14 protein-coding genes are annotated in these 14,115 nt (G+C 63.4%); all 14 read left to right on the top strand.

Annotated elements, in window-relative coordinates; genetic code table 11:
• The first annotated feature begins 156 nt into the window (after nt 1-156).
• Nucleotides 157-3,855, top strand: coding sequence for a methionine synthase (metH, locus tag BWR02_RS06685; RefSeq protein WP_139556977.1), 3,699 nt, complete (start codon nt 157-159; stop codon nt 3,853-3,855).
• A gap of 79 nt (nt 3,856-3,934) precedes the next feature.
• Entirely contained in the window at nt 3,935-4,186 is a 252-nt protein-coding gene (locus BWR02_RS06690; protein ID WP_236101997.1) for a glutaredoxin family protein, read from the top strand.
• 40 nt (nt 4,187-4,226) lie between these two features.
• On the top strand, nt 4,227-5,612 hold the full coding sequence (locus BWR02_RS06695) for a class II fumarate hydratase (RefSeq protein ID WP_139556978.1): 1,386 nt from the start codon (nt 4,227-4,229) through the stop codon (nt 5,610-5,612).
• Between the two features lie 71 nt (nt 5,613-5,683).
• On the top strand, nt 5,684-6,466 hold the full coding sequence (locus BWR02_RS06700) for a succinate dehydrogenase iron-sulfur subunit (RefSeq protein ID WP_139556979.1): 783 nt from the start codon (nt 5,684-5,686) through the stop codon (nt 6,464-6,466).
• Nucleotides 6,463-6,711 (top strand): FAD assembly factor SdhE, encoded by a 249-nt coding sequence (locus BWR02_RS06705; RefSeq protein ID WP_236101998.1) that lies wholly within the window; start codon nt 6,463-6,465, stop codon nt 6,709-6,711. The genes BWR02_RS06700 and BWR02_RS06705 overlap by 4 nt, the downstream gene beginning before the upstream one ends.
• Before the next feature lie 16 nt (nt 6,712-6,727).
• Complete coding sequence (locus tag BWR02_RS06710) at nt 6,728-7,150, top strand: protein YgfX (RefSeq protein ID WP_139556980.1); 423 nt, start codon at nt 6,728-6,730, stop codon at nt 7,148-7,150.
• 35 nt (nt 7,151-7,185) lie between these two features.
• Nucleotides 7,186-7,737, top strand: coding sequence for a tetratricopeptide repeat protein (locus tag BWR02_RS06715; protein WP_201276184.1), 552 nt, complete (start codon nt 7,186-7,188; stop codon nt 7,735-7,737).
• 1 nt (nt 7,738) lies between these two features.
• The gene (gene yoaA / locus BWR02_RS06720) at nt 7,739-9,682 is read left to right on the top strand and encodes a DNA repair helicase YoaA (protein ID WP_201276185.1); all 1,944 of its coding nucleotides are present in this window, start codon (nt 7,739-7,741) and stop codon (nt 9,680-9,682) included.
• Nucleotides 9,679-10,371: a tRNA (adenosine(37)-N6)-threonylcarbamoyltransferase complex dimerization subunit type 1 TsaB gene (gene tsaB / locus BWR02_RS06725; protein ID WP_139556981.1), complete on the top strand. Its 693-nt coding sequence runs from the start codon at nt 9,679-9,681 to the stop codon at nt 10,369-10,371. The genes yoaA and tsaB overlap by 4 nt, the downstream gene beginning before the upstream one ends.
• Nucleotides 10,372-10,402: 31 nt before the next feature.
• Nucleotides 10,403-11,023 carry an L-threonylcarbamoyladenylate synthase gene (locus BWR02_RS06730; protein ID WP_139556982.1) on the top strand — a complete coding sequence of 207 codons (621 nt, stop codon included), beginning with the start codon at nt 10,403-10,405 and terminating at the stop codon, nt 11,021-11,023.
• Between the two features lie 19 nt (nt 11,024-11,042).
• The gene (locus BWR02_RS06735) at nt 11,043-11,690 is read left to right on the top strand and encodes a site-2 protease family protein (RefSeq protein WP_139556983.1); all 648 of its coding nucleotides are present in this window, start codon (nt 11,043-11,045) and stop codon (nt 11,688-11,690) included.
• On the top strand, nt 11,674-12,531 hold the full coding sequence (locus BWR02_RS06740; protein WP_139556984.1) for a segregation and condensation protein A: 858 nt from the start codon (nt 11,674-11,676) through the stop codon (nt 12,529-12,531). Before BWR02_RS06735 ends, BWR02_RS06740 begins: the two co-directional genes overlap by 17 nt.
• The gene (gene scpB / locus BWR02_RS06745) at nt 12,528-13,139 is read left to right on the top strand and encodes an SMC-Scp complex subunit ScpB (protein WP_139556985.1); all 612 of its coding nucleotides are present in this window, start codon (nt 12,528-12,530) and stop codon (nt 13,137-13,139) included. Before BWR02_RS06740 ends, scpB begins: the two co-directional genes overlap by 4 nt.
• Nucleotides 13,136-14,029 (top strand): 23S rRNA pseudouridine(2605) synthase RluB, encoded by an 894-nt coding sequence (rluB, locus tag BWR02_RS06750; protein ID WP_139556986.1) that lies wholly within the window; start codon nt 13,136-13,138, stop codon nt 14,027-14,029. The genes scpB and rluB overlap by 4 nt, the downstream gene beginning before the upstream one ends.
• Nucleotides 14,030-14,115 lie beyond the last annotated feature (86 nt).

Raw genomic sequence — 14,115 nt, forward strand, 5'->3', positions numbered from 1 at the left:
GATTGTGACACCTTCACGCGAAAGCTGGCAAGGAAACCCCGTTGCGGGTTCGAGAGGCTACGGCGAAAAAGGGCTTTATCGTGGCGGGGTGTCACCTTAGAATGCGAACGATCCTCCGTATGCTCCTGTTTCCTGCCGATGTCTCGCCTCCCCACCATGCGTGCCGAACTTCTCCATCGCCTCCTGTCCGAGCGCATTCTTTTTCTGGATGGCGCCATGGGCACGATGATTCAGACTTACCATTTGTCCGAGGCCGATTATCGTGGGGAGCGATTCGTTAGCTGGGCCTCAGATCTGAAGGGCAACAATGACCTGCTGTCCTTGACCCAGCCGCAGATCATCGGTGCAATCCACCGCGCCTACCTGGATGCGGGCGCCGACATACTCGAGACCAACACCTTCAACGCCAACCGGATCAGCATGGCCGACTATGGCATGGAGGATCTGGCCTACGAGATCGGTTACGAGAGCGCGCGCCTCGCGCGCCAGGTGGCGGACGAAGTCACGGCGAGGACCCCCGACCGTCCGCGCTTCGTCGCCGGCGTACTCGGGCCGACCAACCGGACCGCGTCGATCTCCCCCGATGTCAACGATCCGGGTCACCGCAACGTCACCTTCGACGAACTCGTCGACGCATACTTCGAGGCGGCCGATGCGCTGGTCGCTGGCGGTGCCGACATCCTGTTGATCGAGACGGTGTTCGACACCTTGAATGCCAAAGCCGCCGTCTTCGCGGTGAAACGCTATTTCGACGAACGCGGCGTCGACTTGCCGGTGATGATCTCGGGCACGATCACCGATGCTTCCGGACGCACACTGTCCGGTCAGACGGCAGAGGCGTTCTGGAATTCACTGCGCCACGCGCAACCGGTGTCGATCGGTCTGAACTGCGCGCTGGGCGCAAAGCAACTCCGGCCGTTCATCGAAGAACTGGCGCGCATCTCGGACACACATGTTTCCGCGCACCCGAATGCCGGTCTGCCCAACGAATTCGGCGAATACGACGAGTCGCCCGAGAGCATGGCCAAGGAACTCGCCGACTGGGCCGAGCAGGGCTTCCTGAACATCATCGGCGGATGCTGCGGTACCACGCCGCGGCACATCAAGGCCATTCACGATGCCGTGCAGCATTTTCCGCCGCGGAGCGTTGCGGAGATCGAACCGCGCTGCCGCCTGTCCGGGCTGGAGCCGCTGAACATCGGACCCGATACCCTGTTCGTCAATGTCGGCGAGCGGACCAACGTGACCGGCTCGGCTGTCTTTCGGCGCCTGGTGGTGGAAGGTCGTTTCGACGCGGCGCTGGACACGGCTCGCCAGCAAGTCGAGAGTGGTGCTCAGGTCATCGACGTCAACATGGACGAGGGCATGCTCGATTCCCAGGCGGCGATGGTGCGCTTCCTGAATCTCGTCGCCAGCGAACCCGACATTTCTCGGGTTCCGATCATGATCGACTCGTCCAAATGGGACGTGATCGAGGCTGGATTGAAGTGCATACAGGGTAAGGGGATCGTCAACTCGATTTCACTGAAGGAAGGCGAGGCGCCTTTCCTGCACCACGCCCGATTGGTGCGGCGCTACGGGGCCGCCGTCGTCGTGATGGCCTTCGACGAGCAAGGGCAGGCCGATACGCTGGCGCGGAAGGTCGAGATCTGCGCCCGGGCCTATCGATTGCTGACCGAGCGGATCGGGTTCCCGGCAGAAGACATCATCTTCGACCCGAACATCTTCGCGGTGGCCACCGGTATCGAAGAGCACAATCGCTACGGCCTGGACTACATCGAGGCCGTTGCCGCAATCAAGGCCACGCTCCCGCATGCACTGATATCGGGCGGCGTGTCGAACGTGTCGTTTTCGTTCCGCGGCAACAATCCGGTCCGCGAGGCGATCCACGCGGTCTTCCTGTATCACGCGATCCGGGCCGGCCTGGACATGGGCATCGTCAATGCCGGGCAACTTGCGATCTACGCCGAACTGCCCGAGGAACTGCGCGAGCGCGTCGAGGATGTCGTGCTGGCCCGCCGCGACGATGCGACCGAGCGGCTGCTGGCCATCGCGGAGAAGTATCGCGGCGACGGCAGTGTCGCGGAACGCAAGGAAGATCTCGAGTGGCGATCATGGTCGGTCGCGAAGCGACTGGAGCACGCACTCGTCAAGGGTATCGATGAGTTCATCGAGGAAGACACCGAAGCAGCCCGTCAGGCGGCCGAACGGCCGCTGCATGTAATCGAAGGTCCGCTGATGGACGGCATGAACGTCGTCGGCGACCTGTTCGGCGCCGGTCAGATGTTCCTGCCGCAGGTCGTCAAGTCGGCCCGGGTCATGAAGAAGTCCGTGGCGTACCTGATGCCCTTCATGGAGGCCGAGAAGGAGGCGTTGGGCGACCACCGCTCGAACGGCAAGATCCTGTTAGCGACGGTCAAGGGCGATGTGCACGACATCGGCAAGAACATCGTCGGCGTCGTGCTGCAATGCAACGGTTACGACGTGGTCGATCTTGGCGTCATGGTCGCCTGTGAACGCATCCTGCAGGAGGCCCGCGAGCATCAGGTCGACGTGATCGGCCTGAGTGGCCTGATCACGCCTTCGCTGGACGAAATGGTACATGTCGCCAGGGAGATGGAGCGCCAGTCCTTCGACATACCCCTGCTCATCGGCGGCGCAACGACTTCCCGAGTGCACACGGCCGTCAAGATCGCACCGCACTATACGCGTGGTGCCACGGTTTACGTGACCGACGCGTCCCGCGCGGTGGGTGTTGCATCCAGCCTGTTGAGCGAGGATCAGCGCGACGACTATATGGCCGGGATCCGCAAGGAATACGAAGACGTCAGGGAGCGGCACGGCGGGCGGCAGTCCCATAAGCCACAGCTGACGTTGGCCGAGGCCAGGGCGAATGCCTTTCGCACGGATTGGGCGCACTACGCGCCGGCCCGGCCAAGTTTCCTGGGCGTGCAGCAGTTCAAGCGCTTCCCGCTGGCAACCCTGGTACCGTACATCGATTGGTCGCCGTTCTTCCACACCTGGGAACTGGCCGGCAGCTACCCGAAGATACTCGATGACGAGGTGGTCGGCGAGCAGGCGCGCGCCCTCTGGAAGGATGCCCAGGCGATGCTCGAGATCCTGGTTGCGAACGACTGGCTCGAGGCCAGCGCGGCCGTCGGCTTCTTCTGCGCCAATACCGAAGGCGACGATATCGTGTTGTTCACGGACGAGTCGCGTACCGAACGGCTGGCCGTCATCCATGGCCTGCGGCAGCAGGCGGTCAAGCCGCCGGGCCAGCCGAATTACTGCCTCGGCGACTTTGTGGCGCCCATCAGCACGGGTGTCGCGGATTATCTCGGCGCGTTTGCCTTGACCACAGGGCACGGGATCGAACAGCATCTCGAACGCTTCGCGGCGGAGCATGACGATTACAGCAGCATCATGTTGAAGGCTCTGGCCGACCGTCTCGCCGAGGCCTTTGCCGAGTGTCTGCACGAGCGTGTGCGCAAGGTGCTCTGGGGCTATATGGCCGATGAGCATTTCAGCAACGAAGAACTGATCGAGGAAGTGTACCGGGGTATCCGTCCGGCTCCCGGCTATCCGGCCTGTCCGGACCACACCGAAAAGGCAACCCTGTTCGAGTTGCTCGACGCCGAGCGTGTCACCGGGATTGCGCTGACGGAATCTTTCGCGATGATGCCCGCCTCATCCGTCAGCGGCTGGTATCTGGCCCACCCGGCATCCCGCTATTTCAATGTCGGGAAGCTTGGCGAAGATCAGGTCCGGGACTATGCGCAGCGCAAGGGTATGCCGCTGGCCGTGATGGAGCGCTGGCTGGCGCCGAACCTGGCCTACGAGCCGTCGAGCCGGTAGGTGGTCCGCGCATAATGAACATCAGGGCAGAAGCGCGATCGAAAGGGCAGGCCGCGTGCGTCAGACGTGGAGGTGTGCGGTGACCCTCGACACGCCAATGCTGACGCTCTTGGGAACGATGGGTTGCCATTTATGCGACGAGGCCGTTGCGGTCCTGCAGCAGGCCGCGGTCCCCGAATGGCAGACGGTCGACATTGCCGACGATGCGGCCCTCCTGGCGCGGTACGGCACGCGCATCCCGGTCGTGCGCAACGAGGGGAGCGGGCGCGAAGTCGGCTGGCCATTCGATGCTGCGGCGTTGCAGGAGTTGATGGCCAGCGGGGCAGACTGAGGCCTTGCACCGGGACTCACCATCGGATTGATCACAGAGGATGACCGTGAATACCCGAATCGAACGCGACAGCATGGGCGAGATGCAGGTCCCCGCCGATGCCTTGTACGGCGCCCAGACGCAACGAGCTGTACAAAATTTCCCGATCAGCGGCCTGCGCCTGCCGGATCGTTTCATTCGTGCGGTTGCACTGATCAAACAGACGGCGGCAGCCGTCAACGTGCGTCTCGGCCTGCTGGACGGATCGATCGGCGCTGCGATCGAAGCGGCGGCGCAGGCCGTGCTCGATGGCGAGTACGCCGATCAGTTCCCGGTCGATGTCTACCAGACGGGGTCCGGAACCAGCACGAACATGAACGTCAACGAGGTGCTTGCGGCGATTGCATCCCGCAACGCCGGACAGGCCGTCAGTGCGAACGACCACGTCAACATGAGTCAGAGCAGCAACGACGTGATCCCGACGGCGATCCACGTCAGCGCGGCACTGGCGATCAACGAAATCCTGATCCCCGCCCTGGAACATCTGTCGGCGACGGTCCGCGCGAAAGGCCAGGCCGAGAGCCATGTCGTCAAGACCGGCCGCACCCATCTGATGGATGCGATGCCGATCCGGTTGGAACAGGAACTCCAGGGCTGGGCTGCGCAAATCGACAGCGGTGTCGAGCGCCTGCGCGCCAGCCTGCCGCGTCTGTATCGAATTGCCCAGGGCGGAACCGCGGTCGGCACCGGCATCAACGCGCATCCTGAGTTCGCAGGGCGGGTCGCCGAGGCGCTGGCGGATGCGACGGGCCTGCCGTTCGTGCCGAACCCATCGTTCTTCGAGGGCTTGAGCAGTCAGGATGCCGCTGTCGAGGTATCGGGCCAACTGAAGACGATTGCGGTCGGCATCATGAAGATTGCGAACGATCTTCGCTGGATGAACTCCGGACCCTTGGCTGGTCTCGGTGAGATCGAACTGCCAGCGCTTCAGCCTGGCAGTTCCATCATGCCCGGCAAGGTCAATCCGGTGATTCCGGAAGCAGCCTGCATGGTCGCTGCGCAGGTAATCGGCAATGACGCGACGATTACCGTCGCCGGACAGGCCGGTTCTTTTCAGCTCAATGTGATGCTGCCCGTGATCGCCCATAACCTGCTGGCCAGCATCGAGTTGCTGGCCAATGTGGCTCGGCTGCTGGCGGACAAGGCGATCGCCGACTTCCGGGTCCGGGAAGACAATCTGAAGCGGGCTTTGTCGCTGAATCCGATTCTCGTGACTGCGCTCAATCCGATGATCGGCTACCTCAAGGCAGCGGAGGTGGCCAAGGCCGCCTATCGGAGCGGCCGACCCATCGTCGATGTGGCCGAGGAAATGACGGGGTTAGCGCGCGCGCAGTTGTTGGCCGTGCTTGATCCTGCCCAGCTGACCCGAGGTGGAATCTCGGACTGAAACCAGGGTGGGACGGCGGATTCCTGTCAACAACGACCTTCGATTTCGTATCAATAACGTTAAGGTGCCGTATGGCTGAGTTTCGATTGCCGCCGGGCTCGCAGGTACAGCCTGGCCGGATTCATCCCAAACCGACGGGCGGCGGAAGCCTTCGGCGGATCGAGGTCTATCGATGGGATCCCGATCGCGATGAGAATCCGCGGATGGATGTCTTTCATGTCGATGCCGAGCGCTGTGGCCCGATGGTGCTGGACGCACTGATCGCGATCAAGAACGAGATCGACAGCACACTGACGTTCCGGCGCTCTTGCCGCGAGGGGGTGTGCGGCTCGTGTGCGATGACGATCAACGGTCGGAACGGACTGGCGTGCACGAAAGCGCTGGATGCCGTGGACGATGTCGTCAGGATCACGCCGCTGCCGCACCTGCCGGTCGTGAAGGACCTCGTGCCGGACATGACGCATTTCTATGCCCAGTACGCGTCCGTCAAGCCCTGGATGCAGTCCCCGTCACCGGCGCCGGCCGACCACGAGCGACTGCAGAGCCACGAGGAACGCGCCAAGCTGGACGGACTGATCGAATGCATTCTGTGCGCCTGTTGCTCGACCTCGTGCCCCAGTTACTGGTGGAATGGCGACCGTTATCTGGGGCCGGCCACCTTGCTGCAGGCCTATCGCTGGATCGCGGACAGTCGCGACGAGGCGACTGGGGAGCGGTTGGACGCGTTGGAGGATCCATTCAAACTGTATCGCTGCCACACGATCATGAACTGTGTGGATGCGTGCCCTAAGGGGCTCAATCCGGCCAAGGCCATCGGGGAGATCAAAAAGCTGTTGGTAGCCCGGCAGACGTGACGGGTGTGCCGCCCGAGTTGGTGTGGCGCTGCCGCCGCGGCACCCGCGAACTCGATCTCTTGCTGTCCCGTTACCTGGAACAGGCCTATGCCGCCGCGCCTTCCGACGAGCAAGCGCGATTCGTCGCGTTGCTGGAGCGCCGCGACAGCGAACTGCAGGCCCTGTTTTTCGGTGGCGCGAACCGGGATGAGTCCTTAGGCGATCTGCCGGCCCGGATTCTTGCGCTCGCTTCGGTTTCCGCTTGAGCCGGGTGCGGCACTCGTGCGCTACGTGGTGCTGCTGCATCTGCTGGCAGGGCTCGCGATCTGGGTCTGTGCACTCCCGCTGCTGGCGCGTCTAGTTGGGGTCTGCCTGATCGCTGCCAGTCACGGGTATCAGATGCGCCGGCTATCGCGGCTGGGCGGATTCCTGTGTTACGGGGAAGAGCGGGGCTGGTGGTTTGAACGCAACGATTGCCCACCGGAGCGGCTGGAGATCAGGGGCAGCAGTGTCGTGACGCCGTGGATCGTGGTGGTGCAGGCACGTGGCGACTGCGGCGAGTATGCGTGGGCGCTGGTCGCCGGTGCCGGTGATCGCGACAGCTTCCGACACCTGCGGGTGTGCCTGCGCGTTGACGGGTCGTCCGGGAATCCTTCGTCGCGGCAGCGGGAGGTGGCTGCGCCGCAGGGCAGTCGCGCTTCTTGACACATCGTTCTGCAATTCCATAACAAACTCCTGCAATGATCGCCCGCCAGCCCTTGCTGATTGCCCGTCTCATAGTGCTGCCCATGCTGATTGGCATCGCCGCAGCGTTGCCGGGCTGCGCGCCGCGACGGGTTGCCGGGCCTGCACCCGGCGCGGACCGGCCCCCGGCTTCGCGGCCAGAAGCGGTGTCCCCGTCGTCGAAGCCCGCTGCGCCGTCCACGAAATCTGAAACGCAACCCTCCAACGCGGCTTCCTCTCCTGCCGAGGAAAAGGGGCCCGTCGAACCGGCAGTGATCGTCGCGTTGCTGGAGGAGTCGGCGGCGAGCCGCTCATCCGGGGATCTCGACAATGCAGTGGCCTCGCTGGAAAGGGCGCTGCGGATTCAACCGCGCAATCCTCGCCTGTGGCACGAGCTGGCGCAGGTACGGCTGGAACAGGGCGAACCTGCCCTCGCGGAGGAGTTGGCGCGGAAATCGTCTGCTCTGGCGGAGGACAACGAGGGCCTGATCGCGGCGAATCAGCAGCTGATGGAAGAAGCTCGCCAGCGTCAGACGCCCGGGGCAGCGGCGCCGGCAGCGGCGGAGTAGGGTGATTTCGCTGGAAGCCGTTTTCGCTGCGGACGGCCCTCTAGCGCGCGAGTTGCCCCATTATCTGCCGCGGGCAGGCCAGCTTGACATGGCCCGGGCGGTCGCTGCGGCGATAGCCGACCGGCAGACACTGCTTGCCGAGGCCGGCACCGGAATCGGCAAGACCTATGCCTACCTGGTGCCGGCGATCCTGTCGGGTCGGCGAATCATCGTATCGACGGGGACGCGCACGCTGCAGGACCAGCTGTTCGGCAAGGACTTGCCGGTGCTGCGCCGCGCTTTGGGGGTCCCGTTCAGCGCTGACTTGCTCAAGGGCCGCGGCAATTATCTATGCCGGTACCGGCTGGAGCACGTGCTCGGCTTCCACCTCGGGCAGCGCGTGCAGGATGCTGCCCAGATCGAGAGTCTACGCCGCTGGGCGCGCTTTACGACAGTCGGGGACAAGGCCGAGGTCGCTGACATACCCGACGAGTCCCCGCTGTGGCATGCGGTCACCTCGACGGCAGACAACTGTCTGGGGCAGGAGTGTCCCAGCTATGGCAGCTGTTGTGTCGCGGCAGCGCGGCGGCGCGCTCAAGAGGCGCAGATTCTGATCATCAATCATCATTTGCTTTGGGCGGACTGGGTGCTCAAGGCGGACGGTCTGGGTGAACTGCTGCCCGAGGCGGAGGTGGTCATCGTTGACGAAGCCCATCAGTTCTCCGAGGCGGCGTCGCAGTTTCTTGGGGTCAGTCTGGGCTCGAGGCAAGTCGAGGCGTGCGCCGAAGATCTCCGGCTCGAACTGGGGAAATTTCCGGGCGAGTTCCGGGAATTGGTGGCTGGAGCGTCCCGGGTCGAAGAGACGCTGCAGGATGCCACGCTTGCCCTGGGCGGTGCCGCGGAACGCGCGGCCTGGACGCACGCGGCCATGCTGCCCGAGGTTGCGGAAGCCTTCGCGGCTCTGGCGGAAAGCTTGAGTACGCTGCGTGATGGGCTTTCGCGGGTCATCGAACGCAGCCCGGGACTGGAGTCCTGCCATCATCGTGTCGAGACCCTGGTTGAGCGCCTCGGGGGGTTCGTCGGGGAGACCGAGACGGATGACAAGGACGTGCTATGGGTCGACGTACGCCGACGCGGGTTCCAACTGTACCGGACACCCATCGACACCGCGGAAGAGTTCGCCCGTTTCCACGAAGCCAGTGGCGCCAGTTGGATCTTTACGTCGGCAACACTTGCCAGCGGCGGGAGTTTCGACGAGACAGCCCGGGAGTTGGGAGTCGATGATTGTGTCGCCTTCCATTGCGACAGCCCCTTCAATTACCGTCAGCAATGTCTGATCTATCTGCCGCCGGGTCTCCCGGAACCTTCTCACCCCGATTTTACGAGCCGAATGATCGAGACGGTGCTGCCGGTACTCTCGGCCAGCCGCGGGCGCGCATTCCTGCTGTTCACGAGCCACCAGGCCATGAATCGCGGCGCCGAGTTGCTCCGCCTGGCGGATCTGCCGTTCCCGCTATTCGTCCAGGGTACCCAGCCGAAGGCCCTGTTGCTGGATCAGTTTCAGCGCGCGGGCAACGGCGTTCTGTTGGGCACGGCAAGCTTCTGGGAGGGCGTGGATGTGCGCGGGGCACTACTGTCGTGCGTGATCATCGACAAGTTACCGTTTGCCTCGCCCGGCGACCCGGTCCTCGCTGCGCGTATCGAAGCTGTCAAGGCGACGGGTGGCGATCCGTTCCGTTCGTTGCAGTTGCCCGCGGCTGTAATGGCGTTGCGACAGGGATTCGGCCGGCTGATTCGTGATGTTCATGATCGCGGTGTGTTCGTGCTGTGTGATCCCCGGGTTGTGACGAAAAGCTATGGAGCGCGCTTCATCGGCAGCCTGCCGCCGATGCCGCGCACGCGCCGCATCAGTGACATCGAGGCGTTTTTCGCGGCAGAGACAGTGGAGGCCGAGGAGTCCACATGAAGATTTTGGCTATCGAAACGGCGACCGAGGCCTGTTCCGCCGCCCTGGTGCAGGATGGTGACGTCATTGAGCGATATGTCGTCGCGCCCCGCGAGCACAATCGCTTGATCCTGCCGATGATCGAAGAGGTCCTGGCCGAAGCCGGGGTAGTGCGGACGCAGATCGACGCCGTTGCATTCGGTCGCGGTCCCGGTTCGTTTACAGGTCTCCGGATCGCAGCGGGTGTGACGCAAGGGATCGCCTATGGGCTCGATTGTCCGGTGTTGCCCGTGTCGACGCTCGCGGCGCTGGCTTTCCAGAGTTTCGAGGAAGCGGCCGGGGAGGGCGTCTATGCCTGCCTGGACGCGCGGATGGGTGAAATTTATGGTGCGCTTTTCCGTCGGGGGCAGGCGGGTGTCCCGGACCTCATCGGGGACGAAGCAGTCCTCGCGCCGGAAAGGGTCGAAGCCGCTGGCATAATGGTGCGATTGGGCGTCGGGAGCGGCTGGGTCACGTATCGGGGGGTATTGTCCGAGCGGTTGAAGACGGTCGTCGAGGTGCTTGAAGACCATTTTCCTCGCGCAGCCTATATCGGGCGACTGGGGGCCCGGGATTTCGCGGCCGGGCGCTGTGTGTCGGCCGGCGAAGCCATACCGGTTTATCTCCGGGATCAGGTGGCGCGGAAACCCAGGACGCAGGCCCGGGAATGAGTCGGCGGGCCGCCTGTAGTAGACTAAGCGGATGGCCCAATACTTCCAGATCCACCCGGACAACCCGCAAATCCGCCTGATCCGGCGTGCGGTCGAGATCGTCATGGATGGCGGTTTGGTGGTTTATCCGACCGATTCATCCTATGCGCTCGGGTGCCGGTTGGACAACAAGGAAGGGCTGGAACGCATACGGCGGATCAGGATGCTGGAGGAGGCGCACCATTTCACCCTGATCTGCCGCGATCTGTCGCACATCTCGGCGTTCGCGAAGTTCGGCAACGAAGCCTATCGGCTGATACGGCAGTTGTCCCCGGGACCGTATACGTTCATCCTTCGCGCGACCCGGGAGGTTCCCCGGCGGCTGCAACATCCGAAGGCCAAGACGATCGGCATCCGGTTACCGGACAATCCCGTCACCTTGGCGTTGCTGTCCGAATTGGGTGAACCGCTATTCAACTCGACCTTGATCGCACCGGATGCCGAAGAGTCCCTGTCGGATCCGGTCGAGATCCGCGATCGCCTCGAAAAGGCGGTCGACCTAGTGCTGGACGGCGGTATCGTCGCCTACGCTCCGACGACCATCATCGACTTCACGGAAGATGAGCCCCGCGTGCTGCGCCAGGGTGCGGGCCCGGTCGACTTTCTCTCCTGATCAATCCCGCAAACTTTCCATGCCCGATTTAGACACGTTCATCCAGGCCCTCAGCGTATGGGCCATTCCGGTTCTGTTCGCGATCACGCTGCACGAAGTCGCGCACGGTTACGTTGCAAAGCTGTTGGGCGATACGACGGCAGCGAGCCTGGGCCGCCTGTCCCTGAACCCCATCCACCATATCGACCTGTTCGGAACGGTACTGATTCCGGGGCTGCTGGTCGCGACCAGCGGGATGATCTTCGGCTGGGCCAAGCCGGTCCCGGTTGACTACCGTCGTCTCAATCATCCGAAGCGGGACATGGCGCTGGTGGCCGTGGCCGGTCCTGCCGCGAATCTGCTGATGGCCGTGTTCTGGGCCCTGACAATCCGACTTGCCGTCGTCCTCCCGGACTACTTTTCGGAACCGATGCGACTGATGGGCATTGCCGGCATCAAGATTAACGTGGTGCTGGCCGTGTTGAACCTGTTGCCGATTCCGCCGCTCGACGGTGGACGCATCGCGGTGGGGCTGCTGCCCGACAAGCTGGCCTTCGGGCTGGCGCGGATTGAACCCTATGGCTTCGTGATTCTGCTGATCCTGCTGGCGACGAAGCTGCTCGACAGCATTCTCGGTTACCCGGCAGCGCTGCTGATCCGTCTGTTCGCCGATGTCGCCGGACTCTGAAGCCATCGAGGCCGGGGCCGACACTGCAGCTGCAGAGGGGGAGGGTGGGGCTCCCGCCTATGCCATCGTCAATGGCAGCCCTCTGACACAACTGCCGGAGGATCTCTACATCCCACCGGAGGCCCTCGAGGTCGTGCTCGAGACTTTCGAAGGCCCGCTCGATCTGCTGCTTTACCTGATTCGTCGCCAGAATCTGGACATCCTGAATATCCCGATCGTGGAGATCACGCGCCAGTACATCGACTACATCGACATGATGCAGGAGCTCAAGATGGAACTGGCGGCCGAGTATCTCCTGATGGCCGCGATTCTGGCCGAGATCAAGTCGCGCCTGTTATTGCCCAAGCCGCAGTCGGCAGACGAAGAGGAAGCCGATCCGCGAGCGGACCTGATACGGCGTCTCCAGGAGTACGAGCGCTTCAAGAAGGCGGCCGAGCAAATCGATACCTTGCCGCGCTGGGAGCGCGATATCTTTCCGGTCGAGGTCGATAACAGCACCATTCAAATCCGCAAGGTTTACCCCGAGGTGGATCTGAAGGAGGTGCTGCTCGCCTTTCAATCGGTCCTGCAGCGGGCCGATCGAACCGTGCATCATCAGATCCGGCGCGAGGCCTTGTCGGTGCGTGAACGGATGTCCTCGATCCTGGCTCGCCTGCTGGATTCCAGCGGCCTGGACTTTCTGCAGTTGTTCGAGACGCACGAGGGTCGGCAGGGCGCCGTGGTTTCCTTGCTGGCGATCCTGGAACTCGCCAAGGAGAATTTGATCGAGATCATTCAGGACGAACCTCTTGCCGCTATCTGGGTCCGTTCACGCGGCGATAGCGGGCTGGTGGCGGCGTGAACTTGAAGGATATCGTTGAGGCGGCGTTGTTCGCCTCGCCGCAGCCGCTCAGCGTCGAGGCTTTGCGGAATCTGTTCGAAGAAGCGGAGCGCCCTGACGTCGCCACCGTCAGGGAGGCGATCGACCAACTCACGCAGGATTATGCGGTTCGGCCCGTTCAACTGCAGCAGATTGCCAGTGGCTTTCGGTTCCAGGTGCGGGACGGCTATTCGCCGTGGTTGTCGCGTTTGTTCGAAGAACGCCCCGTGCGTTACTCGCGCGCCTTGCTGGAAACGCTGGCCATCATCGCCTATCGTCAGCCGGTGACACGCGGCGAAATCGAGGACATCCGCGGTGTCGCCGTCAGTTCTAACATCGTGCGCACCCTGCAGGAGCGGGAGTGGGTCCAGGTCGTGGGCCACAAGGAGGTGCCCGGGCGACCAGCCCTGTATGCCACGACTCGGGAGTTTCTGGACTATTTCGGACTGCGCACCCTTTCCGAACTGCCGGCCCTCGCGGTGTTTTCGGAACCGGCCGCGGAGGGCGACGAGGCCGAAGCGGCCCCTCTTCTGCCCGCCGCGTCCGAGTCGCCTGACGCCCTCATGACCCACATTGATGAGCCACAATGACTGATTCCTCCGTCGATTTGAACGAGAGTCCCGAAGGCGAGGGTGCAGCGGAAGGGCGCATCCAGAAGATTCTTGCCCGTGCCGGGTTGGGTTCGCGGCGCCAGATCGAACAGGCCATCCAGGAGGGAAAGGTGTTCGTGAACGGGCGCCTTGCCAAGCTCGGTGACCGTTGTGCGCTCAGCGACCGTGTCGTCGTCAACGGGCATCAGATAAATCTGCTCAAACGCTGCGCCGGACCCACCCGCGTGCTGCTGTACCACAAGCCGATGGGTGAGATCGTCAGTCGACGCGACCCTGAAGGCCGGCCGGTTGTGTTCACCCAATTGCCCCGGTTGGAAAATGGGCGCTGGATTGCCGTCGGCCGGCTCGACATCAATACCCAGGGATTGCTGCTGCTTACGAACAACGGTGAGCTGGCGAACCGGTTGATGCATCCCGCACGGGAGATGGAGCGCGAGTACGCGGTGCGCGTGTTCGGGCACGTCGGCGAGGCGATGCTGCAGCGATTGCAGGACGGTGTGGGGCTGGAAGACGGCCCGGCACAATTCGAGTCGATACGTTCCGCGGGAGGCGACGCGGCCAACCAGTGGTTTCATGTCGTGGTCCGTGAGGGCCGCAACCGGCTGGTTCGACGCTTGTGGGAGTCTCAGGGCGTCACGGTCAGCCGCCTGATCCGGGTCCGCTTCGGTGACGTCCTGTTGCCGCCGCGGCTGCGAGCCGGCGGATCCATGGAACTCGAGCCGGAACAGATCGAGGGGCTGATGGTGTCAGTCGGGCTCTCCGTCGCGGAACAACACGCCGACAAGCCGCGTCGTGTTCGGGAGGAGCGCTCGGAAACTACCCCGCGTCGTGGCAGACCGCGCCAGCCCACGGCACGGTCGCGGCGCTGAGTGAGCTGAGGCTTGGGCAGCATGGACGGTAAGGATTCAGGCTCGATCGGGTACCAGTGCCGGGATTGCGCGGGGTCGAACGGCAC

This window comes from Methylotetracoccus oryzae (assembly GCF_006175985.1).
Classification (GTDB): Bacteria; Pseudomonadota; Gammaproteobacteria; order Methylococcales; family Methylococcaceae; genus Methylotetracoccus; species Methylotetracoccus oryzae.

Coding starts and splice junctions, on each gene's coding strand:
- BWR02_RS06735 (WP_139556983.1), top strand. CDS start 11,043: ATGCCCGATTTAGACACGTTCATCCAGGCCCTCAGCGTATGGGCCATT.
- BWR02_RS06740 (WP_139556984.1), top strand. CDS start 11,674: ATGTCGCCGGACTCTGAAGCCATCGAGGCCGGGGCCGACACTGCAGCT.
- BWR02_RS06715 (WP_201276184.1), top strand. CDS start 7,186: ATGATCGCCCGCCAGCCCTTGCTGATTGCCCGTCTCATAGTGCTGCCC.
- BWR02_RS06700 (WP_139556979.1), top strand. CDS start 5,684: ATGGCTGAGTTTCGATTGCCGCCGGGCTCGCAGGTACAGCCTGGCCGG.
- metH (WP_139556977.1), top strand. CDS start 157: ATGCGTGCCGAACTTCTCCATCGCCTCCTGTCCGAGCGCATTCTTTTT.
- BWR02_RS06695 (WP_139556978.1), top strand. CDS start 4,227: ATGACCGTGAATACCCGAATCGAACGCGACAGCATGGGCGAGATGCAG.
- BWR02_RS06730 (WP_139556982.1), top strand. CDS start 10,403: ATGGCCCAATACTTCCAGATCCACCCGGACAACCCGCAAATCCGCCTG.
- tsaB (WP_139556981.1), top strand. CDS start 9,679: ATGAAGATTTTGGCTATCGAAACGGCGACCGAGGCCTGTTCCGCCGCC.
- rluB (WP_139556986.1), top strand. CDS start 13,136: ATGACTGATTCCTCCGTCGATTTGAACGAGAGTCCCGAAGGCGAGGGT.